At 62.7% G+C, this 21,686-nt stretch carries 20 protein-coding genes; 8 read left to right on the top strand and 12 right to left on the bottom strand.

Annotation, left to right across the window (positions count from 1 at the left end; all coding sequences use genetic code 11):
• Nucleotides 1-122: 122 nt before the first annotated feature.
• From galE to JQ641_RS00610, 6 genes are all read right to left on the bottom strand, one after another.
• Complete coding sequence (gene galE / locus JQ641_RS00635; protein ID WP_211993784.1) at nucleotides 123-1,133, bottom strand: UDP-glucose 4-epimerase GalE; 1,011 nt, start codon at nucleotides 1,131-1,133, stop codon at nucleotides 123-125.
• Nucleotides 1,133-1,954 carry a WecB/TagA/CpsF family glycosyltransferase gene (locus JQ641_RS00630; protein WP_211993782.1) on the bottom strand — a complete coding sequence of 274 codons (822 nt, stop codon included), beginning with the start codon at nucleotides 1,952-1,954 and terminating at the stop codon, nucleotides 1,133-1,135. The genes galE and JQ641_RS00630 overlap by 1 nt, the downstream gene beginning before the upstream one ends.
• A complete protein-coding gene (locus tag JQ641_RS00625) occupies nucleotides 1,947-4,247 on the bottom strand; it encodes an exopolysaccharide transport family protein (RefSeq protein WP_211993780.1) in 2,301 nt (766 codons plus the stop codon). Before JQ641_RS00625 ends, JQ641_RS00630 begins: the two co-directional genes overlap by 8 nt.
• 156 nt (nucleotides 4,248-4,403) lie before the next feature.
• Nucleotides 4,404-5,156: a polysaccharide deacetylase family protein gene (locus JQ641_RS00620; protein ID WP_249150121.1), complete on the bottom strand. Its 753-nt coding sequence runs from the start codon at nucleotides 5,154-5,156 to the stop codon at nucleotides 4,404-4,406.
• Between the two features lie 2 nt (nucleotides 5,157-5,158).
• Nucleotides 5,159-5,965 carry a class I SAM-dependent methyltransferase gene (locus tag JQ641_RS00615; protein WP_211993779.1) on the bottom strand — a complete coding sequence of 269 codons (807 nt, stop codon included), beginning with the start codon at nucleotides 5,963-5,965 and terminating at the stop codon, nucleotides 5,159-5,161.
• Between the two features lie 6 nt (nucleotides 5,966-5,971).
• A complete protein-coding gene (locus JQ641_RS00610) occupies nucleotides 5,972-7,411 on the bottom strand; it encodes a lipopolysaccharide biosynthesis protein (protein ID WP_211993778.1) in 1,440 nt (479 codons plus the stop codon).
• A gap of 513 nt (nucleotides 7,412-7,924) precedes the next feature.
• On the opposite strand from JQ641_RS00610, the gene JQ641_RS00605 reads away from it, so the two are divergent.
• The 4 genes from JQ641_RS00605 (at nucleotide 7,925) to JQ641_RS38605 (ending at nucleotide 13,276) form a co-directional block, all read left to right on the top strand.
• Nucleotides 7,925-9,820 carry an acyltransferase family protein gene (locus tag JQ641_RS00605; protein WP_211993776.1) on the top strand — a complete coding sequence of 632 codons (1,896 nt, stop codon included), beginning with the start codon at nucleotides 7,925-7,927 and terminating at the stop codon, nucleotides 9,818-9,820.
• A complete protein-coding gene (locus tag JQ641_RS00600) occupies nucleotides 9,807-10,796 on the top strand; it encodes a glycoside hydrolase family 26 protein (protein ID WP_211993775.1) in 990 nt (329 codons plus the stop codon). The genes JQ641_RS00605 and JQ641_RS00600 overlap by 14 nt, the downstream gene beginning before the upstream one ends.
• A 168-nt stretch (nucleotides 10,797-10,964) precedes the next feature.
• A complete protein-coding gene (locus JQ641_RS00595; protein WP_211993774.1) occupies nucleotides 10,965-11,966 on the top strand; it encodes a glycosyltransferase family 2 protein in 1,002 nt (333 codons plus the stop codon).
• Nucleotides 11,963-13,276: an O-antigen ligase family protein gene (locus tag JQ641_RS38605; protein ID WP_211993773.1), complete on the top strand. Its 1,314-nt coding sequence runs from the start codon at nucleotides 11,963-11,965 to the stop codon at nucleotides 13,274-13,276. Before JQ641_RS00595 ends, JQ641_RS38605 begins: the two co-directional genes overlap by 4 nt.
• A gap of 3 nt (nucleotides 13,277-13,279) precedes the next feature.
• Here JQ641_RS38605 and JQ641_RS00585 read toward each other — a convergent pair whose 3' ends face one another.
• Nucleotides 13,280-14,371 (bottom strand): glycosyltransferase family protein, encoded by a 1,092-nt coding sequence (locus JQ641_RS00585; protein ID WP_211993772.1) that lies wholly within the window; start codon nucleotides 14,369-14,371, stop codon nucleotides 13,280-13,282.
• 261 nt (nucleotides 14,372-14,632) lie between these two features.
• Here JQ641_RS00585 and JQ641_RS00580 point away from each other — a divergent pair, with 261 nt between their 5' ends.
• The 4 genes from JQ641_RS00580 to JQ641_RS00565 all read left to right on the top strand — a co-directional run bounded on the left by JQ641_RS00580 (nucleotide 14,633) and on the right by JQ641_RS00565 (nucleotide 18,143).
• Nucleotides 14,633-15,571 carry a hypothetical protein gene (locus JQ641_RS00580; protein ID WP_211993771.1) on the top strand — a complete coding sequence of 313 codons (939 nt, stop codon included), beginning with the start codon at nucleotides 14,633-14,635 and terminating at the stop codon, nucleotides 15,569-15,571.
• A gap of 13 nt (nucleotides 15,572-15,584) precedes the next feature.
• Entirely contained in the window at nucleotides 15,585-16,781 is a 1,197-nt protein-coding gene (locus JQ641_RS00575) for a GNAT family N-acetyltransferase (RefSeq protein ID WP_211993770.1), read from the top strand.
• Nucleotides 16,782-16,943: 162 nt separating this feature from the next.
• Nucleotides 16,944-17,138 carry a hypothetical protein gene (locus tag JQ641_RS00570; RefSeq protein ID WP_192738988.1) on the top strand — a complete coding sequence of 65 codons (195 nt, stop codon included), beginning with the start codon at nucleotides 16,944-16,946 and terminating at the stop codon, nucleotides 17,136-17,138.
• 150 nt (nucleotides 17,139-17,288) lie between these two features.
• Nucleotides 17,289-18,143, top strand: coding sequence for a protein-L-isoaspartate O-methyltransferase family protein (locus JQ641_RS00565; protein ID WP_211993769.1), 855 nt, complete (start codon nucleotides 17,289-17,291; stop codon nucleotides 18,141-18,143).
• Nucleotides 18,144-18,150: 7 nt separating this feature from the next.
• Here JQ641_RS00565 and JQ641_RS00560 read toward each other — a convergent pair whose 3' ends face one another.
• The 5 genes from JQ641_RS00560 to JQ641_RS00545 form a co-directional block, all read right to left on the bottom strand.
• Nucleotides 18,151-19,098, bottom strand: coding sequence for a DUF5996 family protein (locus JQ641_RS00560; RefSeq protein WP_211993768.1), 948 nt, complete (start codon nucleotides 19,096-19,098; stop codon nucleotides 18,151-18,153).
• An 83-nt stretch (nucleotides 19,099-19,181) separates the two neighbouring features.
• Complete coding sequence (locus JQ641_RS38370) at nucleotides 19,182-19,313, bottom strand: hypothetical protein (RefSeq protein ID WP_283815150.1); 132 nt, start codon at nucleotides 19,311-19,313, stop codon at nucleotides 19,182-19,184.
• A 68-nt stretch (nucleotides 19,314-19,381) separates the two neighbouring features.
• Nucleotides 19,382-19,981: an NAD(P)H:quinone oxidoreductase gene (gene wrbA / locus JQ641_RS00555; RefSeq protein ID WP_211993767.1), complete on the bottom strand. Its 600-nt coding sequence runs from the start codon at nucleotides 19,979-19,981 to the stop codon at nucleotides 19,382-19,384.
• Between the two features lie 139 nt (nucleotides 19,982-20,120).
• On the bottom strand, nucleotides 20,121-20,819 hold the full coding sequence (locus tag JQ641_RS00550) for a pirin family protein (protein ID WP_211993766.1): 699 nt from the start codon (nucleotides 20,817-20,819) through the stop codon (nucleotides 20,121-20,123).
• A 63-nt stretch (nucleotides 20,820-20,882) separates the two neighbouring features.
• On the bottom strand, nucleotides 20,883-21,635 hold the full coding sequence (locus JQ641_RS00545) for an SDR family NAD(P)-dependent oxidoreductase (RefSeq protein ID WP_211993763.1): 753 nt from the start codon (nucleotides 21,633-21,635) through the stop codon (nucleotides 20,883-20,885).
• Nucleotides 21,636-21,686: the final 51 nt, after the last annotated feature.

Here is a 21,686-nt window from a genome sequence, read left to right as displayed (position 1 = left end):
CCGGTCTCGTTCCCACGGGGCAAGCCGCGTGCCTGCATGCGTGACAGGCGAGAGACGATGATCGCGGACATACAGGACAGCAGGGACAATGCGGCTTACACCGGTCTCACCGGTGTGCAAACTCACCCGTTTTTGAGCGGGTGAGCTTTGCTATGCCAGGCCCAGGCGGTGCGGATGATGGTCGGAAGGTCCGAAAAAGCAGGGCGGAAGTGCAGCGTTTCGTGCGCGGCGGAAGCGTCCGCGACCAGATAGGTCGGGTCGCCGGCGCGGCGTGGCTTGACGACGTGCGGCACTTCGCGCCCGGTCTCGCTCGCGATCGCCGCGAGGATCTCCCGCACCGAAAATCCCTTGCCGGTGCCGAGATTGAAGACGCCGCCGGAATGCCCTTCGAGCAAGAGCTTCAGCGCCAGCACATGGGCGGCGGCAAGGTCGGTGACATGGATGTAGTCGCGGATCGCGGTGCCGTCCGGCGTCGCGTAATCGTCGCCGAACACCGCAAAGTCCGGCACGTGGCCCTGCAGCGCCATCATCGCGCGCGGAATGAGATGGGTTTCCACCTCGCGCTGCTCGCCGATGCCGCCGGCGGGATCGGCGCCGCTGGCGTTGAAGTAACGCAGCGCGAACGAGCCGAGCCCGTAAGCCCCGCGATAGTCCGAAAGCACGCGCTCGATCATCCATTTCGAGGCGCCATAGGGATTGATCGGCGCGCAGGGATAGTTTTCGGGCAGCGCCTTGCTGTCGGCATTGCCATAGACCGCGCCGGTCGACGAGAACACCAGGCGGCTGCAGCCGGCCTCGCGCATCGCATCCAGCAGCGCCAGCGTGCCGGCGAGGTTGTTGACGTAGTACTTCCGCGGGTCGACGACGGATTCGCCGACCAGGCTGGACGCGGCGAAATGCATGACCGCGACGATGTCGTGCTCGCCGAAGGCGCGCGCCAGCGTGGCCTTGTCGGCGATGTCGCCGGTAACCAGCGCGCCCGCGACAAAGCTGCGGTGGCCAGTCGAAAAGTTGTCGTAGCAGACGGGGAGATAACCGGCCGCATCGAGCGCCCGGCAGCAATGCGAGCCGATATAGCCCGCGCCGCCCGTGACCAGGATGGCCGGACGATCGCTCGCCAGACCGGCGCCCATCAGTCCCGGGTCCGTTCGGTGGCCGAAGGCCGGCTCTTGTTGAACAGCAGATAGAGCGCGCGCGGATTGGTGGTGAAATAGCGCCAGAACAGCCGGCGCGGTTCCAGCCAGATGCGCCAGGCCCATTCGAGCCCGACCGCCTGCATCCAAGACGGTGCGCGGGCCCGGCTGCCCGACAGGAAGTTGAACAGTCCGCCAGAGGTCTTGATCACGCCAACCCTGAACAGGCGCGAGGTGTATTCCTCGACAAAGGCCTGCTCATAGGGAACGCCGAGCGCAAGCCAGAGGTAATCGGGCGCCAGCGCGTTGATTTCGTCGACCTTGGCCCGCAGCGCGTCGCCGCGGAGGAAACCGTGCGAATGTCCGATGATCTTCAGGTCCGGATAAAGCCTGCGAACGTTGGCGACGGCGGCGGCGTTCTCCGCCTCATCGGCGCCGAACATGTAGAAGGTCAATCCGGCCGCCTGCGCCTTGCGGGCGACGACGTGGAACAGGTCGGTGGTCGCGACGCGCTCGGGCAGCGGCGTCGACGATTTCAACCGCGACACCGTCACGAGCGGCTGGCCGTCGGCATTGATCAGGTCGGCGGAACGAAACAGCCGGTCGGTCATCGGTTCGGTGGAGCAGCGCGCCAGCACCTCGCCATTGGCCGAGGTCAGATAGAGCGGGCGAGCGAGCCGGCGTTGCGGGAACACCATCTCGATCATGAAGTCCGCGGTCTGCTCGAGGTCGAGCACGGCAAGCCGCAGCCCGCCCAGTGTGATTCGGGGAACGCCGGCAGTAACGGCTCTGCCGAGGGGGTTTAAGCGACGCTCACGCATACTGTTTGTCTCGCTGACGGTTGACGGCCGTGGGGGTGAGTTCGTTGATGACGACACCGACCAGCTTGCGCTCGGTCTCGCCGAGCGCGGTGATGATGTCTTCCATGCTCTCGTTGATGTCGAGCTTGACCGGCAGGATCGCGACCAGCCCATCGGTGGCGTCGAACAGCGCGTGGTCGGCCGGGCTCCACGGCATGGCGGGCCCGTCGAGGACCACCAGATCGTAGTCGCCGCCGATGCGCGCCTGCGCAATCGCCTTGCGGATGGTGTCGCTAGCCTTGGTATCCGAGGCCTTGAGGGCCGGCAGGATCGAAATCCCGTTCGCGCTCTTGATGGCGCGCGCAGCCTTGGCGCCAATATTGAGCCAGCCGAGGCGGCCGGTCTCTTCCTTAGCCAGGTGGGCCACCTTGTTCGACAGCGTATAGGTCTTTTGATCGGCGTCGATCAGCAGCACCCTGGCGCCATCGCGGGCGGCCGAGAGCGCGACGTTGAGGGCGGCAATGCTGCGGTCCTCGCCATTGCCGGCACCGATCACGGCCAGGACGGGCGCGGTGTCCTTGGTTGTGCGCGTCGCCAGTGCGGTCCGGATTTCGCGCATGGTGTTGAGGAACGTCATCAGCGGGAAACCGGCGCGGAGCGTCGGCCAGCCGAGCTTGACGACATCGAGGGTGCCGCCCGTCGCAAGGATTCCGCCGAGGGTGCGCACCACGTCTGATTCCTGCAGCCGCGTGATCGACGGCTTCGCGATCAGGCTGACGGCCGGCTGCGGCGTGCCCGACGGTTGCCTCGAGGCCGCAGGCGTCCGATTTTGCGCGGCTGATGAGGCTGATGTCCTGACCCGTGTGTTGGGTCGAACCGGGTTCGCGCCAGGCGACAACTGATCGACAGCGATGATCCACGCAGCCGAGGCGAGCCCGCCCAGCACAAAGCCGATCATGGCGAACAAGGCCATGCCCGGCGGGAAGGTGCGCCGCTGCGGCACGGTGGCGTCGCCGATGATGCGGGCGCTCGAGGTGTTCAGGGTCTCCTGCTCCTCGGTCTCGCGCGAGCGCTTGAGGAACGACTGGTAGACGTCGCGGCTGGCTTCGACGTCGCGTTCGAGTTCACGCAGCTTGACCGCGGCCTGGCTCATCTGGACGCTCTGGCGCTTCTGGGTTTCGAGCGCCTTGTTCAGCGATGCCTCGTAATCCCGGGCGCGGGTCAGGTCATTCTTCGCCGCCTGCAGAAAGCGATCGGTTTCCTCGCCGATGGTCCGGCGTAGATCCTCGACCTGCTTCTCCATCTGGCGCAAGGCGGGATGACGCGGCCCCAACTCGCTCTGCAATTCGGCCTGGCGCTTCCTGGCTTCGGCATATTGCGAACGCAGATTGGCGATGGTCGGCGATTGCAGCGCCTCGGGAATGGCGCCGGCGTCTGCCGACGTCTTGCGGCTGGCTGCGATCTGATCGTATTTGGCCTGCGCGTCGAGCGTCAGCGCCCGCGCGGCGGCAAGCCGCTGGTTGCTGGCGGAGAGTTGCTGGTCGCTGATCAGCGTGTCCTGCGTGCCGACGAAATTGTTCTGTGCCTTGTAGACCGCGAGCGTGTTCTCGGCGGTACGAAGCCGATCCTGCAGTTCCGTCAGCCGGCTCGAAAGATCGCTGGTGGCGCGACGGACCCTCGCGGCTTGCGATTGCGTATTCTCGGTCAGATAGGCCTTGGCGATTGCATTTGAGAGCATCGCCGCCTTGGCCGGGTCGATCGACCAGACCTCGATGTCGACGATGAAGGTCTTGTCGGTCTTCTTCACATTGATGTGGCGGATCAGGGTTTCCAGCGCCGCCATCTCGACGAGCTTGCGCTGCTCGGCGGTCGGGCGCAGCTCGATCCCGAACAGGCCGAGCAGCGAACCGAACAGGCCCTTGCCGCTGCCGCCGCCGAACTCGGGGTCCTTCTCGAGATGGGTCTCGCGGATCACCTGCAACAGCACGTTGTTCGAGGTGATCACGCGCCCCTGGCTCTCGACCACCATCGCAAGGCCGGACAGGTCCGGGGCGCGCGGCGTGAGTTCGCGATCGACCAGCTGCAATTCGCGGGGATCGACGTAGAGCTGGGCCGTTGCGGTGTATTTCGGTGTCAGGCTCTTGCCGATCGCCACCGCGATGCAGGCGCAGAGCAGCGCCGCCGAGGCGATCGCGATCTTCCGCCGCCACAGCAGCTGAACCAGATCGAGCACGCTGAAGCCACCCAATGCCGGCATTGCGGCGTGCCGGGGGTCAGGCTTGGCCTGGTTTATCGGCTCGTCATAGATAAGCATCGACCCCAGCTTCCATTCCAACTGCCGCACACATCGGCTGAGGGGTTACTCTTCGCTTTACGCCACGCGCGCGGGGCTTCAACGCGCCAAAAACGCAACAGGGAAAATTAACCATACTCATTGAGGGACTATTCACCGAAATGGCAAACAAAGCGTTTATGCGCGGGCGCATCGCAATGCCTCCGCCATGGTCATAGCCGGGATTTCCCGGCGCGCCGCCGCCTCGAGGGCGTGGTTGAGCAGCGCTGGCGAGCAGCCCCAGGGGCTCGGCTGTTCAGCGACGTCGTGGCCGTAGAAAATTAACCATCCGTTATTGGTTTCGGCATCGTCGAACATGCGTTCGATCCCGGCGCGGTCCATCTGGCCGTCGATCAGCGGCACGGCGCGAAGAAGCTGTAAATCGACTGTGCCGCTGTTGATGCCAGGTTCGATGCTGCGGCAGGTCTGGAACTGATCCTTGAGCTGGTTCTTCCGTCCAACCGATCCTAATCCGTAAGGATAGGCAAAAGTCTCGGTTTCGATCGAGGCGTCCAGCGCGCGGAGGTAGCCGCGGTTTCGCATGATTTCGTTGGCAAGGGCGGCCACGTCGAGATCGCTGGCGCGCCGGTGCGAGAATGTATGACAGCCGATTTCGTGGCCACGGCGATGTAGGGAAAGCAGGTCGTCGGCGTCGCCCGTCGGCCATTCCCGCGCTTCGCCGCCAATCAGGCCTCCCGATACATAGAAGGTGCCCCGCGCACCGTGTGTTTCGAGCAGATCCGCGCCGGTCGTAGCCGCGCTTTTTGGGAGATCGTCAAAGGTAAAGCTGACCATCGGCGTGGTGTTGCGCATCCGGAAGGAATTGGCGTGCAGGTGCATCGCCAGCCGGTGGCTGACCTTCGCCTTTGCCTCTGAGAGCATCGCGTTCATGCTCAGCGCTTCCTCAAGATCACGTGATAGTCGCCGTGCCGCACGTCGGTCTTGCCGGGCAGGAAGACGTTCAGCACCTTGGCGGCCGCGTCGATCAGGCTCGCGAACAGCGGCTTGCGCCGGCGCATCTCCGGATAGCGCGGGCTCTCATACTGCTTGCAATAGATCATCTGCAGCCCGTGCCTGTCGGCAAAGGTTTCCAGGTTCGCCAGCGTGACCAGCGGATGAAAATGAGTCGGGAACGGCGCGCAGCCGGGCAGGCCGGCGTTCTCATCGCCGCGGATATGGCGATAGAACCAGACGTGGAACCAGTGCGGCGAGTATTTGGTGACGACGCCGGACAGCGACCTTGGATTCGGCGCGCCGATCAGGACCAATCCGTTGTTCTTTAGCGACTGGCAGAAGCCAAGCAGCGCCGCTTCGACGTCGGGCACATGCTCGATCACATTGTAGCAGATCACGAGATCGAAACTGTCGGGCGCGAAGCGATGAGTCTGGATGTCGCCGAGGATCGTCTCCTGCGCGTAATCATTGTTGCGGATCTGGTCTTCGTCGATATCGACCACGGTGACGTGGGCGCGCCGCAGCACGCTAAGCGGCAGGAAGCTGGTCGAGCCGCCGCCGGCCTCATAGATTTTAAGGTCGGTCGCGGGCAATTTCGCTTCGAGGATGCTGTGAACGGTCAAGAGGCTCTGCCGGGCCTCGCCGGGCGGCAGGTCGAGCAGCGACTGCGGATGCAGCGCGGCCGGCTTGTCGGCGGCGTCAGGGAAAGCCGAATGAAGGGGATTGAGGGCAAATGTCTTGGTCATTTGTTCTTATCCGTTGATGTTTGCGAATTTGGCCCGGAACATCGCGAAGCCGGTTTTCAGGCGGCCGCGAATCCGGGAGATGTCGAACAACCAGCACAGGGCCGCGTAGGTGATGAGACCGGCGCTGGCCAGCACGGCGCAGGCGGTCAGATCGGCGACATGCAGGTTTCGGTCGAGCGCAGCGACGGTCAGCGCCATGACCAGTCCTGCGATCATGATCTGCGCCAGCCGGCCGAGCGGCAGCGGGACCTTGAAGGCGAAGCGGCTGAGGACCAGCGCGCAGGAAAATCCGACCACGTCGGCGCCGAGCCGCGCCCAGGCCGCGCCGACCGTGCCGTAATGGCTGACCAGGACGTAGGACAGGATCACATTGGCCGCGATGATCGAGGCGGTATTGATCAGATAGAACGAGTTGCGCCCGGAGAGCAGGAAACTGGCGTGCAGATATTGCTGGGTCAGGATCTGGAACACCACGGCTACCGCGATGATCGGCATGGTCTGGGCGGCCAGCTCGCGGAAATCCGGCCCGAGAATGATATTGGCGACATGGGCGGAAATGACTGCGAAGCCGAGGCAGGCCGGCAGCGTGATGCTGAGCAGCAACTCGACGCATTCGGACAGATGCGATCGCACCGCCGCGTCGCCCTTGCTGGCATGAATCTGCACCGCCATCGGAAAGAATGCCGCGGCGGCGCTCATGGCCGGCATCATCAGGGTCTGCCGGACCAGATCGAGCGCGGCGACATACTTGCCGGCATCCGCTGCGCCGACCAGATTGGCGATCATGAAGCGATCGGTGACGCTGGAAATCGCGAGCAAGGTAAGTGAAAGGGTGAGGGGCAGGCCGGTCTTCGCCAGCGCCACAAGGCCGGTGCCGTCGAATTTGGCCTTGGTGCCGCGCCAGGCGGTGCGCGACTGGACCAGCACCGCAAGCAGGTAGGCGAGCGCGGACGACAGCAGCAGCAGGAAGCCAGACGGACTGACCAGCGCCACGACAGCACCGAGGCCGAGCACGGCGACGGCGCGGACCAGCGTGGCCTTCATGACCGAAAGTGCCATCAAGCGGGCGCGAACCAGATCCTGGGTCAGTTCGAACAGCCCGATCGCGATGGAAAGCACCACCGCCGCCAGCGCCGCATTCGTATCCAGTCCGACCAGCCGTCCCAGGACATAGGCGATAGGCGCGGTGAGGCAGCAGATCAGGTAACCCGAGATGACGCGGCCGCGCACATCGGGGCCGTCGTCGCGGGCGTGTCCGCTCAGAATGAGATTACGGAACCAGCCGACGAGGAAGACGCTGATGACGGACGCAAAACCGATGCCCAGCAGATAGACGCCATAATCATGCGGCGAGAACAGCCGCGTGAAAATGAACACGCTCAATAGGCCCAGCAAGGCCGAGAGGATATTGGCGGTCAGATTGATGCTGGCTTGTCCGATCAGCATGGCGCTGCGAGCCCCGCTTGATTGCCCGTGACTCCGCGCCCGAGCATGGCGTCGCACGACGCTACTCGGTTGATGTCGGAAATCTCGCTGGCGATGACGTTCAAGGCGGGCACTTTCTGGACTCGGAATCCCTTTGCCAGACCATTGAGCAAGATCGGTGCCGAACGGTTCCGCTGACGGTCGCGGCGATCCGGTGTGGTTAATTCTGCGTTCGGTTCACCGTCGAAAGCGGGTTAACCGCGCGCGGTAACCACGATGCCAGCGCAATTTGTGCGCGAAGCGGCGGTTTTGCGGAGTTGCCCGGATATTGCAGAGCACGATTCCGCTTCGCCGATGTTCATCGCCATGAGTGCCCCCCATGACAGATTGCCCGCCATTCCAATCCAATTTTGCTGCGCCCGGTGAGGTCGCGGTGGCTTCAACCCGTTTCGGCACACCTTTGCTGTCCAGAGTGTCCGCTTTTGAAACGGTGAAGACCGGACGCGGCTGCGGCAGCGTCGCGAGGGCTCAGCAATGAAGTACCGCGCGGATATCGACGGGCTGCGGGCCCTCGCTGTAGTTCCGGTGGTTCTTTACCATGTCGGTGTACCCGGATTCGCGGGCGGCTTCGTCGGCGTCGACATCTTCTTTGTCATCTCGGGTTACCTGATCTGCGGCATGATCGATGCGGATATCCGCAACGGATCGTTCTCGCTCGGGAATTTCTACAAGCGCCGGATACTGCGAATCCTCCCCGCGCTGTTCGTGATGTTCCTGGTGACGAGCGTCTTCGCCTATATCTATTTCCTGCCGGCCGAATTGATTGGCTATGCAAAGAGCCTTGCCAGCGCCATCGGCTCGGTTTCCAACGCCTATTTTGCGCAGACCGCCGGATATTTCGATGCGCCGGCCGAAACAAAGCCTCTGCTACATACCTGGTCGCTTAGCGTGGAGGAGCAGTTCTACTTCATCGCGCCGTTGTTGATGCTTTTTGTCTATCGCTGGGTCCCGAAATACGCCAAATCACTGTTCGCGGCTGTCGCTGCGCTCTCGTTAGCGGCTGCCATCGCCATGAGTACGAGAAATCTCTCCTTTACATTCTATCTCACGCCCTTCCGCGCCTGGGAGCTGGCGCTGGGTGCGATGCTGGCGGTCAAATTCATTCCGGTGCCGGAAACCACATTCTGGAAGAACATTTGCGGCGGAGCCGGGCTGCTACTGCTGCTCGGCGTGATCCTGTTTGGATCGGCGTCAGCGCCGCTTCTCTTGATGACATCGCTCGCCTGCCTCGGCGCAGCCCTGGTGATCGCTTCCAGCGAGAGCGGGGCATCGATGGCCGGGCGATTGCTGGCGCTGCCGCCCTTCGTCGCTATCGGGCTGATATCCTATTCGCTCTATTTGTGGCACTGGCCGCTGATCGTGTTCCAGCGCACCGACATGGTGTTCGGCGCGGAATCGGCGGCATCGACCACGCTGACGTTGATCACGCTGTCGGTGGGGCTCGCCTATCTGTCGTGGAAGCTGGTCGAATTGCCGTTCCGTTCTATGGCGCGGGAGACATCGAAGGGTGCCGTCTTCGGCGCCGCATCAGCCGCGATCGGCTCGACATTTGCGCTTTGCGCGCTGGTGTTCGTCGCGAGCGGCGCGCCATACCGTTTTCCGCAACGCGTCGTCGATATCGGCGCCTATCTTGCCTACGATTCGTCCGCGGCGTTCCGGACCGGACGCTGCTTCATATCGGCCAACCGCCAGCGGTTCGACACTGAGGCCTGCCTGAAACTGGATCCGGCGCGGCCGAACTATCTGCTCATTGGCGATAGTCATGCCGCGCACCTCTGGTCCGGGCTGTCGGTCGCCATGCCGCAGGTGAACATCATGCAGGCAACTGTCAGCCAATGCCGTCCGGCTGTTCCGGCGGGGGCGCTGGTCGAAATGAAAGCCTGTCGCGATCTGATGGATCTCGCGTTCAACGATTTCCTCGTCAACAACCATGTCGACAAGGTAATTCTCTCCGCGTCATGGAAGGATGAGGATCTGCCGAACCTGTCGGCCACGCTGGATACCCTGAAATCCAGAGGGATCGATGTCATCGTGCTTGGACCGATCGTCGAATACGATGCCCCTCTGCCGCGGCTCCTGATCGACGGGATTTTGCGCGACCATCCTTCGCTTGCCAGCACAAAGCGGACGCCCGGAATCCGGGAGCGCGATCTTGCCATGAGCGCCCTGGTAAAGGCTCGCGGCGCGACCTATGCATCGGTCTACGATGCAGTCTGCCGGGACGGTGGTTGCGATGAGTTTGTCGAGGCCGATATTCCCTTGCAGTTCGACGCGGGCCATCTCACCGACAAGGGCGCAGCCGAGGTCGGCCGGAGGCTGTCTCGTGCCTTCGGCAACAAATTGACAAGGACGTCTAATGTTTCGAACTGACCGCCCCGCGCCTCGCCGCCGGGTGGGCCTCAGGCGCCTGGTATTCTTCCTGGTGGCGTTCGTGTTGAGCCTGCTGTTGCTCGCCCGCGTCGACACCAACGCGGCCCCGCGCGTCAACTCCAGTCCTGCAAAGTTCGCCGGAGCCTTCGTCGATTGGGGTCCCGTTGGGCGCGAGCGCACGCTGCAGACCTGGGAGAAATGGTTGAAGCAGCCGCCATCGTCGGTGGTCGGCGTTGATTTCTACGGCCAGGCGAATTGGGAAGATTTCCACAAGCTGACCTGGGTTCCCGGCATCTGGAAGAAGCTCAACCCGTCGCGGAATGTCGTCTGGTCGGTGCCGCTGACCGTTCCGGGGACGCCGCTCGCCGACGTCGCCAATGGCTTGCACGACGGCGAGTTCGAAGCGGCGGCGCGTGCGATTGCCGATGCGCAGCCGAGGGCGATCATCCGTCTCGGCTGGGAGATGAATCTGTCGCAGATGGCGTGGTTCGCCAAGGATCATGAAGCCGATTACATCGCTGCGTTCCGGCGCGTGGTCGGAATCTTCCGGCGCCACTCCGACGCGTTCAAATATGATTGGTGTCCGGGATGGGGAACGCAGGATACGCCGGCCGACCTCGCCTATCCCGGTGACGATGTCGTCGACTACATCGGTCTGGATATCTACGATTTCAAACATGAGCGCTCGCCGGAAGAGCGTTGGAACGCCTTCTATCTCAAGGCGCCGTTCGGCTTGGAATGGCACCGCGACTTTGCCGCCAAACATGGCAAGCAGATGAGCTATCCCGAATGGGGCGTCGGTAATTTCGGCGACAATCCATACTTCATTCAGCAGATGCATGACTGGTTCGTGAAGAACAGGAACAATATCGCCTACGCCGCCTATTTCGACGTCGACGGATTGTGGCCAACCCGGATCTCGGGCGGGCAGTTTCCCAAATCCCAGAAGCTGTTCGGAAAGCTGTTCAGCCGCTGAGCGAGGGGCCTGAACCTGATTTAATTCAAACTTAACCCCGTCCATTAACCGTCGGGAACAATTCGCCACCACCAGGCATCCTGTCGGACCGGATATTGCAGCAATGCTCTTGTATCGTCTGGACCCATAGCAAACGTCATGCGCCAGAGTTGAACGGATTGCCCGCCGATGGAAACCGCTGACACCATGCCGAACGCCGCCCGTGCCCTGGCGGCGATCTCGCCGGCCCTCGATCCCTCCTCGATCGGGATCGTCATCTGCATTCCCTGCTTTCGCCGGCCGCAGCATCTGCGGCAGACGCTGGAATCGCTGGCCCGCCAGCGTACCGGTCACCGCTTTGCGGTTGTGATGGTCGAGAACGATGCGCTGCGGAGCGAGAGCGTTCCGGTTGCGACCGAGTTCCTGGCATCGAACAAGTTTCCCGGTCTCTGCGTGGTCGAGCCGCGCCAGGGCAATTGCCATGCGATCAACGCGGCGTTCGAGACGGCGCTGGCAACCTTCCCGGCGGCAACAAGTTTCCTGATGATCGACGATGACGAAATTGCCTCGCCGGACTGGCTGGAGCGCATGATATTGACCGCCGAAGCCACCGGCGCCGACATCGTCGGCGGGCCGGTCATGCCTGACTTCGACGACGCGCGAAAGCGCGGGCTGCGTCGTCACCCGGCCTTCGCCCCGGCCTACGACACGTCAGGACCGGTTCCGGTGATCTATGGTTGCGGCAATTGCCTGATCAGGCGCTCGGTGTTCGAGCGTGTCGACGCCCCGGCGTTCGATCTGCGTTTCAATTTTCTCGGCGGCGGCGACACCGATTTCTTCTACCGCTGCCTGCGTCTTGGCATGCGCTTTCACTGGGTGGCGGAGGCCACGATCAGCGAGACGGTGCCACCGAGCCGGACCAGGCTGAGCTGGCTGATCAGCCGCGGCCTGCGGATCGGCGCGATCAATTATCACGTCCAGCGCAAGGCGACACCGACACTCTGGCTACGCGCCAGGCTGACGCTGAAATTGCTGGCGGCGTTTCCGTTGTCGTTTCTCCAGGCTGCGCGGGCGGCCCTGACCGAGCGCGACCGCATCATTGCGATGCATCCGATGACGGTAGCGATCGGCAGCGTGCTGGCCGCAATCGGCATCGAACCTCAACCCTACAAGGCCTCGAAGATAACGTGAGCCAACTCGCCATCACGTCTCAGCTTCGTATCGTCGCAGGAGGGGTTTGGCGGCAGCAGGTGCTGGATGTCGTCCGCTGCGCCGCGTTCGTCGGAGCGCTGGTGCTGGCATGGATTTCCTTGCGGCCGTTCGCCGATCTCGGCGACATTCAGATCGGTGAAGTCAGTACCGGCAATGAGGCGCCGACCTATCTGGTTTTCGGCGGCCTTGCGGTGCTGATGATTACGCTGGCGGCGCGTGACAACATGCGCGGGCTGGCCACGTTGCTGACGCCATCGTTCCTGCTGTTTGCCGGATGGATCTGTGTGACGGTGGTTCTGTCGGTCGATCCCGCCACGTCGATGCGGCGGTTTGTTTTGACGGCGTGCGTTATCGCTGTGACGTCGACCATGCTGCTGCTGCCGAAATCGCAAAACGAGCTGATGCGGTTCCTCAGTATCGCGGCGCTGATCCTGCTCGCGGTCTGTTACCTCGGAATCCTGCTGGCGCCGCAATTTGCGATCCATCAGGCGACTGACCCGCAGGAGCCGCTGCTTGCCGGCGACTGGCGCGGCGCCTTCGGTCACAAGAACGTTGCCGCCGGCGTGATGGCGATGCTGCTGTTCCTGGGGATCTACATCGCGCGTTCCGGCGCCCTTCTGTCCGGCGCGGTCATTATCGGCTTGAGTTCGCTGTTTCTGTTTCATGCCGCCGGCAAGAGTTCGCTGACGCTGTGCTTCGCCGTGCTGCTTTTGACGTCGCTTACATCTGTGTTTCGCTCGTTCTGGGTGCGGGCGATCCTGCTGCTGACGCCGCTGCTATTGCTGAACATGCTCAGCGTCGGCACCGTCATGAGCGAAGGCCTGGCCGCGGTCGCCAAGCTGCTGCCGCTGGATTCGACCTTCACCGGCCGTACCGACATCTGGAATTTTGCGCTGGACGCGCTGCGGCAGCGGCTGGCAACCGGCTATGGCTTCGTGGCGTTCTGGGGCAGCAAGGCGTTCGAGGAGTTGCCTGCGGGCAAGGAATGGGCCGCGTTCGCGGCGCACAGCCACAATGGTTATCTCGATACCGCGCTCGGCATGGGCCTGCCCGGCCTTACTCTGCTCATCGTGGTGCTGGTGATCGCGCCGCTGCGGAATTTCCAGCAAGCCGACCAGGGCGGCAACAACGGTCCGCTGGCGATGGCGCTGTTGCGCATCTGGCTGTTTGGACTTTATCTGTCGGCGATGGAGAGCTTCTTCCTCGACCGCGCCGATCCCCTGTGGTTCACCTTCCTGGTGGCGGTGTTCGGCCTGCACTTTCTGGCGCGATTTCGCGTCCGGGAGTGAGGCTCAAAGCTGCGCGCGAACCGCGTTCGCGACGTCCTGCCACCACCCATCGAAGTCGAACGCGGCCTGCACCGGCGGCCGTTTCAGCGCGGCAACGATGTCATCGGCGTAGGCGTCCGCGCTCGATCCACGCGGCACGAGCACGATGGCACAGCGATCGATCAATTCCTTGAAGCGCGCGTGATGGTCGAATTCGTCGGGCAGCGCAGGGCCGGTCACGATCAGCGGCCGGCCGGCCTGCACGCAGGCAAGAACGCTGGAGCGGCGCGCGGTGAGCCCTTCATCGAGCGGATAACAAAACCCGTCGACCGCGCCGAACAGTCCGAACACCTCGTGATCGGAGGCGACGAAACCGGATACGATCACATTATCGGCGATCCCGAGTTCCGCGGCGCGGGCGTGGAATGCCTCCTCGACATTGTCGGTGCCGCGGATGAAGGAGCCGACATAGACGATCAGGGGCCTCAGCCCACGTTGCTTCAGGATCGCGCCGATCTCCAGCAGCGCATTGGGTTGTTTGGCCGGATAGATCGAGCCGAAATGACCGATCACCAGCTGCCCGTCTTGCCTTGCGGCAACGAGACGCCGGCGCAACTCCGAATCCGCCATCCCTGCAGGCGCCTCTATGTTCGGCGGCAGCGGGGCCAGCACAATTTTCTTCGCGGTCCAGCCCACCAGGGAATCCTCGGCGAGTTCCTGCCGCACCAGCGGCGAGAACATGACGATAGTGTCGGCGAGCAGGAGGGCCGGCATGTAGGTGATCCGGCGCAGCCAATGCAGTCCGGCCCATTCGTGCTGAATCAGGACAGTTTTGCGCCGGCGCAGCCGCGCCATGGCCATCGCCAGCAGCGGCGCGAACATCACGCGCTTCCAGGCCACGATCGGAAAGTTGCAGACCACGCTCCGTGCGGAGCCGACGGCGCGCCAGATATCGCTGAATGACCCTTCCGATCGCGTCAGGGTTAACGTCGTGCAGCTGCCGGGTTCGGCCTTTTCGATCCACTCGCCCAGCAATCGCGTGAATTGCCCGACGCCGCACTGCATTTGCGGTCCCGCGCCGAGAAACAGCGCCCGATATTGCGGTTCTGAAGCCATCGTGGGGGTCGCCGGCGCTCTCTCGGTTATGCCAGCGTTAGCCATACATCCCAGACCTTATCGTCCGGTAAGTGGGTGCGACACCCCTGCGGCATCCTTCTTGCCAGTTAGAGCGTGAAGGTTGTCCGGCCGTCTCATAACGGGACATCGGATGATCGACGGCGTGGCAGCCATCTGAGATTTCGGGACAGCGCGCAGGACGCAGCCGAAATCGGTCGTCATCCGGAGCGAAAAAAATTTAGGTCAAAAAGGAGTTGGACGATGGCAGCAGATCGCATTTTTAGTAATTGGGACGACACCCATTCGGTGCTGTGGGGACACGCACCCATCCGGCTTGCGCACAACATGCACAAGTCACCGTTGTTCTCGATGGATCATCTTGCCGCACTGATCGAGAATTATCCGCGCGAGCACTACAGCCTGATGCAGACCGGCGTGAAGGGCGACAAGCGTATCTGGCGGCATGGCGATATCGGCAATTTCAGCGGACATCAGGTCATCGACGCGATTTCCAGAGGCGACCTCTGGCTCAACCTGCGCATGGTTTCGGATATCGACCAGCGCTACAGCGACCTGCTGGCCCAGATGTTTGCCGAAATCGGCGAGAAGGTCCCGCACTTCGCGCTGCCGCACCAGTACAACGCAGGCATTCTGCTGTCGGCGCCGAAGGCGCAGGTTCACTACCACGCCGATCTTCCCGGCCAGAGCCTGATTCAAATCGCCGGCCGCAAGCGCGTCCATATCTATCCGTCGAACCCTCCCTTCGTCACTCCGAAGAACCTCGAGGACATCCAGCTGTTCGAGCTCGAACTCGATATGCCCTATCATGAATGGTACGATCGCTATGCGACCGTGCTCGATCTCGAACCTGGGCAAATGCTGAACTGGCCGCTGAACGCGCCGCACCGCGTCGACAATCTCGGCACCGTCAACATCTCCATGACGGTGGGTTACGAAAATGAAGAGATCAGGCGGACCCGGATCGTCAATCTGGCCAACGGCCTGCTGCGCAATCGCTTCGGATATACGCCCAAGAGCCGTTCGCTCAAGGGTCCGGCGTTCTGGGGCAAGGCGGTGATGCAGAAGGCACTGCGCAACACTTCCTGGGTCAAGCGCGAGCGCAAGGCGCGCAACGAGATCGAATTCCGGCTCGACCACGATCATCCGGAGCAGGTGGTCGATCTTCTCAAGGCGGCATGAAGGCGGCTTGATCGTGACGACACTGACGAACGACGCAGCACGGCACGTGGGGCGCAACCGCACGTCGCAGGTTGCGGCGTTCTCCGTGGAGTTCGACAATTGGGATACCGTCGCAGGTAACTGGGACGGTGCGTATCGTCGTGGACAGGCGACCATCTTCCAGCACGAAAAATGGCTCGCGGCATGGTATGGCGCGTTCGCCGGACAGCCCGGTATCGAGCCGCTCATTGCAACGGTCAGGGACCGTGCGACAGGCGAAGTCGCACTGCTTCTGCCGCTGATCAGGCGCAAGCTGAAGCGCATCTGCGTCGTAGAGTTCGCCGACCTCGAACTGACCGACTACAATGCGCCGCTGCTCGGTCCGGCCGCGCCGCGCGAACCTAAGGCGGCAGCCATCCTGTGGCGCGAGCTGCGGCTGGCGTTGCGCCGGCTGCCTGGCGGCGCTGATCTCATTCGCTTCAAGAAAATGCCACTCGATCTGCAGGGCGGGTCCAACCCGCTGGCGATGCTGGATGGTGCCGGGCCGTGCTCGCTGAACGGTAATCTCGTCACCACAGGCGAGGATTTCGATCAGTACAAGCGTTCGCTGAAGCGCGACGTCCGCAGGGTTCTCGAACGGAGCTGGCGCGCGTTTACGGCGTATCCCGGCGCTGCATTCAGGATTGCAGGAGAGAACGACGAAGCCTTGCGCGTTCTTGCCACCCTGGATGCGCAACAGAGCGCCCGCATGCAGCATCTCGGGGCGAGCTTCATTCTCGGCGACGGGGCCTGCGCCGATTTCTATCGAAACCTCGTACGTGATGGCCTCAGTGAAGGCTATGCCGTGTTGTCGGCGCTGACCGTCGGCGAGGAAGTCGTCGCGACCTTGCTGGGCGTTCGCAGTGGCCTGCGCTATGTCATGCTGCGGGTCAGCAATGCCGGCGACACATGGTCGGCTTGTTCGCCGGGCCGGCTGGTCATCGAACGTACCATGGCTGCCTTGCACAGAGACGGCGTGCGCGAGTTCGACTTCAGCGTGGGCGATTATGACTATAAGCGACGTTTTGGCGTGACACCGCTGCCACTGGTCGACATCAGCGCCGCCTTGAGCCTGCGCGGATTGCCCTACGCATTGCGCGACCGCGCCGCGCGCGAGCTGCGCAACTATCCGAAGCTCATGGCTTATTTGAAGCGGGCGCCTGGTAAACCCTTGCCGCGCGAAGAGAATTGACGCTGTGGCAGAGACGACACGGTCGTGCAAATCTGTCACACTCGGCGGGATTGTGCGGCTGTTCTACCTGTGTTCGCAAGAGTTCATGATCGCCCTTACGGCAGCGGCGTATGCTGATGGTCGGGTCAAGGGCTACAAAATGCTTCCGTGGGGAGTGCCGACATGCCAGCCTATATCCACCATCACGACAACATCGAGCCGGCTTTCGTCATTTGTCCGAGCTGCATCGGGATTCCGATGTTTGTAAGGGACGTCGAGCCGCATTGGAGCATGGCGAAGATCGACTTCACCTTTGAATGCGCCGACTGCGGCGCAGAAGTTCGCCAGACCGTGGTCAAGCCGCAATTGCAGCATTAGCGCCGTTTCATTCCGATTGGACTTGAAACTATATCGCGATCCCGTTTCGCCGTGATGGCGGCGCTTCCCGGCTTTTTTGGCCATCGTGCGGAACTTCCTGCAGGCGACAGCCTCGAATAGGATCGAGCATCGCAACGCCGGAAGTTGATCATGCAAGAGCGGTCGGAAAATCTGCATTCATTCTATGCCAGCCTTGTCTGCGCCGCAGCCAAGGTCCGGGATTCCCGGATTGAACAGGCTTTTCGCGCGGTCAAGCGCGAACCGTTTGTGGGGCCCGGGCCCTGGCTGATCACGCTCGGCGCGCATGATTACGTGACGACCCCGAATGATGATCCGGCGTTTATTTATCAGAATGCGCTGGTCGCGCTGGATAGCGCGCAACGTCTCAATATCGGAATGCCCAGCGCGCATGCCTACTGGCTCGATGGCTGCGAATTGAAGGAAGGTGAGACGGTTCTGCAAGTCGGCGTGGGCACGGGATACTACACAGCGATTCTCGCACAACTCGTCGGGCCGCGCGGTCAGGTGCACGCCTATGAGATTGACGAAGGCCTGGCGGATCGCGCGCGCGACAATCTGAAAGACCTGCCACAGGTAAGCGTTCAGTCAAAATCGGGCATTGCGGCGGATTTGCCGAAAGCGGATTTGATCTACGTGTGTGCCGGTGCGGCCCAGCCAGCCCAACAGTGGCTCGATGCGTTGCGTCGCGGTGGCCGGCTGTTGTTTCCACTTGCGCCCGCGGGTGTGCATGGCGGGATGCTGCTGGTCACACGTCCCGATCAGGGCGCGGTCTGGCCGGCGAGGTTCCGCGGCCGGGCACAGTTTATTGGCTGCATCGGTCTTCAGGACGAGGATGCCGGCCGCCGCCTGACGGAGGCGTTTCTGCAGGGGTGGGAAGACGTGCGGTCGCTCCGGCTCGATGGCGCCGTCGATGACACCTGCTGGTTTGCGGGTGATGGCTGGTGGCTTTCAACGGCAGAAGCCAGCCCTGGCCACGAGAATTGATCCGCGGCTAAACCTGCCGCACCACGCTGGGTTGGCCCAAGTCGCATTCCAGCGCGTCGCGATCCCATTTCGCTGAAATCGCCGCGGCTTCATAGGTGCTTTGCAGGAAATCCAGCAACGCCTGGTCGGGATTATCAGCCGTGCGCACGGCATCATAGGGCAGGATGAATTCGCCGAGCGCTTCGCTGAAGAACGCCGCGTCCGGCCGCACCTTCGTAGCGCGAAAGCCCGCAGGCTCCGGATAGGCGTAGCAGTAGAAGGCGGGATAATCGATCGCGCCGCTTCCCGGCCAGAAGCCGGCGCTGCTGACCTCGTGCGAATACGCTTCGCAGGCGACGTCGTCGGACAGATACGGTACGCCACCGGGATGACGTGGCGCGCGACGGCCGGAGAAGCGGGTCACCGCCAGATCAAAGCTGCCCCAGAAGAAATGCACCGGGCTGGCCTTGCCGAGAAAGCCGGTGCGGAATTGCTTGAAGACGCGATCGCAGTTTACGAGAATCTGCAGAAAACCCTTGACCGCTTCGGGATCGTAGGAAGCGTGGACGTTATCTTCCGAAAACCGGACCGGGTCCGGCAGTTCATTCGGCATCTCGTCGATGGTGACGGAAATGTCCAGCTCGGTCAGCGTCACCAAGGTGGCGGCGTAGAAGCTGGCTACCGATTTTCCCGGAAGCGCAAACTGCCGCTTCGCGCCATCGCTGGTCGAGATGCGCAGGACGTGATCGATGAAATCAAGATCGATCTGGAACGTACGTGTGCCGTCCGGCACTGGCGTCGTCGTCAGCCCGCGCGGCGTAACATAGAGCGCCACATGCCAGGAATGGTTCAGCCAGGGGGCTTTGCTCAACCTGATCTTGCCGACGATCTGGGTCCAGAGATGCAGCGTCGCATAGGTGTCACGCCACGCCGCGGTCGGCAATTCCGGCCACGGGGATTGCGGAAGATTGCTCATGCCTGAACCCCGTATCGGTGAAAAGCGAGTGGTGGATTCCGTATCACGAATCCGTTTCGTATCACGAAACCGTCAGACCGATTTCACGATTTGGTGCACTCCGGGCAGCGCCGCTGCCCGCGCGAGGCGCGGAAAAGGCTGCGGCACCACCAGCGCCGTGCAATCGCCTGCAGCGGTCGGCGCACCAGTTGGGCCATAAAGAGAAGTTCGACCATGCTAAATCCATCGTCCCCGATGGATAAATGGGGCGGCAATCTCAAATGAGAATGCCGCCCATCTCGCATCAGCCATGCAGTTTTTTCGCGGTCTCCGCGATCACGCGTCCTTGATAGCGCGCGCCGGCGAGCTCGTTGTCGCTCGGCTGACGGCTGCCATCGCCGCCGGTGATCGTGGTGGCGCCATAGGGCGCGCCGCCGGTGACTTCATCGAGCTTCATCTGGCCGGCAAAGCCGTAGTTGAGGCCGACGATGGTCATGCCGAAGTGCAGCAGGTTGGTGATGATCGAAAACAGCGTGGTCTCCTGGCCGCCATGTTGCGTGGCGGTTGCGGTGAAGGCGCCGCCGACCTTGCCGTGCAGGGCGCCCTTGGCCCAGAGGCCGCCGGCCTGATCGAGGAAGTTCGCCATCTGCGACGCCATCCGGCCGAAGCGGGTGCCGGTGCCGACGATGATGGCATCGTAATTGGCGAGTTCTTCGACTTTCGCGATGGGAGCGGCCTGGTCGACCTTGTAGTACGACGCCTTGGCGACCTCGGCGGGCACCAGTTCGGGCACGCGCTTGATATCGACAGTGGCGCCGGCTTCGCGCGCGCCTTCGGCAATGGCGTTCGCCATCGCCTCGATGTGACCGTAAGCGGAGTAATAGAGGACGAGTACTTTGGCCATGATGGCTCTCCTTTGAGGTTGGTTTAATTGAAGTTCGTCATGGCCGGGCTTGTCCCGGCCATCCACGTCTTTCGATCTGCTGGGGGAAGTCGTGGATGCCCGGCACAAGGCCGGGCATGACGACTATTGAGTGTGGTGACTACGCCGCGTCGACCAGCACCAGTTCGCTATCTTCCAGCGCCGTAATGGTCAGCCTGGCCTCATCGCGGATCGCGGCACCATCGCGGGCGTTGACGCGCACGCCGTTGACTTCGACGCTACCCGCTGCCGGCACCAGATACAGATGCCGCGCCTTGCCGGCTTCGTACTCCGCGCTCTCGCCGGCCTTCAGCGTGGTGGCGAGCACGCGGGCGTCGGCGCGGATCGGCAGTGCATCCTTGTCGCCGGCAATGCCGCTGGCGATGGTGACGAGCTTGCCGGAACGGTCCGACTTCGGAAACGGCTTTGCTCCCCAGGTCGGCTGGCCGCCCTGTGTGGTCGGCTCGATCCAGATCTGGAAGATACGTGTATTGGTCGGCTCCAGATTATACTCGGCGTGACGAATGCCGGATCCGGCGCTCATCACCTGCACGTCGCCGGCTTCAGTGCGGCCCTTGTTGCCAAGGGAGTCCTGATGGGTGATCGCGCCTTCGCGCACATAGGTGATGATTTCCATGTTGGCATGGGGATGGGCGGGAAAGCCGGTGTTGGGGGCGATCTCGTCGTCATTCCACACCCGTAAGCTACCATGCCCCATATTGTCGGGGTCATAATGGCTGCCGAAGGAGAAGTGATGCTTTGCCTTCAGCCAGCCGTGGTCAGCGCCGCCGAGTTTTGCAAAGGGTCTGAGTTCGATCATGGGAAATACTCCTTGTTGAGTTTTGTGCGAGGAGCAGGCGCAACGCGCCCAGGTTGGATTGGATCAGGCGCCGAAGCCGCCATCGACGTTGAGGACGGTGCCGGTCACGAACGAGGCGTCCGGGCTGGTGAGGAACACGACGCCGGCTGCGATCTCTTCGGCGGTGCCGTAGCGTTGCAGCGCGTGCTGCGTACGCTGGGCTTCGGCGAAATCGCCGCCGTCCTTCGGGTTCATGTCGGTATCAATCGAGCCCGGCTGCAGCACGTTCACAGTGATGCCGCGGGGGCCGAGGTCGCGCGATGCGCCCTTGCTGTAGCCGACGATCGCAGCCTTGGTGGCGGCGTAGTCGGCGAGGCCCGGGAACGAGGCGCGGGTCGCAATGCCCGAACCGATGGTGACGATGCGTCCGCCTTCGCCCATCAGTTTCGAGGCAGCGCGGATCGCGGTGACAACGCCGTGCACATTGATCGCGTCCTGCCGCGCCAGTGCCGCGGTGTCGGCGTTGACATCATCGACTGCGCCGCTGACGGCGACGCCGGCATTGTTGACGAGAATGTCGAGCCGGCCAAAGTGCTTGGCGACGTCGTTCACCAGTTGCTCGACCTCGACAGATGAAGCCTGGTCCGCCTTGAAGGCGCGAGCTTCGACACCCCTCGCTTTCAATTCCTTGACGACGGCTTCGGCCTTGTCAGGGGAGGCGACATAGCTGATGGCGACGTTGGCGCCCTGATCCGCGAGGGCGCGGGCGCTGGCTGCGCCGATACCGCGGGAGCCGCCGGTGACGAGTGCTACCTTGCCCGAAAGTTTCTTGGCCATTGGATTTCTCCGTTGCTTGAATTCCGATGGCCATTGGATATGCCTCCCGAC

Source organism: Bradyrhizobium sp. JYMT SZCCT0180, assembly GCF_018130165.1.
Lineage (GTDB): Bacteria > Pseudomonadota > Alphaproteobacteria > Rhizobiales > Xanthobacteraceae > Bradyrhizobium.
The sequence above is the reverse complement of the archived record's forward strand: the minus strand, read 5'-3'. Positions and strand labels throughout refer to the sequence as shown.

Bases quoted from the DNA above. Each gene is read 5' to 3' on its own strand.
- JQ641_RS00630 (WP_211993782.1), bottom strand. From the start codon at position 1,954: ATGCGTGAGCGTCGCTTAAACCCCCTCGGCAGAGCCGTTACTGCCGGC.
- JQ641_RS00565 (WP_211993769.1), top strand. From the start codon at position 17,289: ATGCAAGAGCGGTCGGAAAATCTGCATTCATTCTATGCCAGCCTTGTC.
- JQ641_RS00560 (WP_211993768.1), bottom strand. From the start codon at position 19,098: ATGAGCAATCTTCCGCAATCCCCGTGGCCGGAATTGCCGACCGCGGCG.
- JQ641_RS00625 (WP_211993780.1), bottom strand. From the start codon at position 4,247: ATGCTTATCTATGACGAGCCGATAAACCAGGCCAAGCCTGACCCCCGG.
- JQ641_RS00620 (WP_249150121.1), bottom strand. From the start codon at position 5,156: ATGAACGCGATGCTCTCAGAGGCAAAGGCGAAGGTCAGCCACCGGCTG.
- JQ641_RS38370 (WP_283815150.1), bottom strand. From the start codon at position 19,313: ATGGTCGAACTTCTCTTTATGGCCCAACTGGTGCGCCGACCGCTGCAG.
- JQ641_RS00610 (WP_211993778.1), bottom strand. From the start codon at position 7,411: ATGCTGATCGGACAAGCCAGCATCAATCTGACCGCCAATATCCTCTCG.
- JQ641_RS00570 (WP_192738988.1), top strand. From the start codon at position 16,944: ATGCCAGCCTATATCCACCATCACGACAACATCGAGCCGGCTTTCGTC.
- galE (WP_211993784.1), bottom strand. From the start codon at position 1,133: ATGGGCGCCGGTCTGGCGAGCGATCGTCCGGCCATCCTGGTCACGGGC.
- JQ641_RS00600 (WP_211993775.1), top strand. From the start codon at position 9,807: ATGTTTCGAACTGACCGCCCCGCGCCTCGCCGCCGGGTGGGCCTCAGG.
- JQ641_RS00545 (WP_211993763.1), bottom strand. From the start codon at position 21,635: ATGGCCAAGAAACTTTCGGGCAAGGTAGCACTCGTCACCGGCGGCTCC.
- JQ641_RS00585 (WP_211993772.1), bottom strand. From the start codon at position 14,371: ATGGCTTCAGAACCGCAATATCGGGCGCTGTTTCTCGGCGCGGGACCG.
- wrbA (WP_211993767.1), bottom strand. From the start codon at position 19,981: ATGGCCAAAGTACTCGTCCTCTATTACTCCGCTTACGGTCACATCGAG.
- JQ641_RS00580 (WP_211993771.1), top strand. From the start codon at position 14,633: ATGGCAGCAGATCGCATTTTTAGTAATTGGGACGACACCCATTCGGTG.
- JQ641_RS00595 (WP_211993774.1), top strand. From the start codon at position 10,965: ATGGAAACCGCTGACACCATGCCGAACGCCGCCCGTGCCCTGGCGGCG.
- JQ641_RS00605 (WP_211993776.1), top strand. From the start codon at position 7,925: ATGAAGTACCGCGCGGATATCGACGGGCTGCGGGCCCTCGCTGTAGTT.
- JQ641_RS00615 (WP_211993779.1), bottom strand. From the start codon at position 5,965: ATGACCAAGACATTTGCCCTCAATCCCCTTCATTCGGCTTTCCCTGAC.
- JQ641_RS00550 (WP_211993766.1), bottom strand. From the start codon at position 20,819: ATGATCGAACTCAGACCCTTTGCAAAACTCGGCGGCGCTGACCACGGC.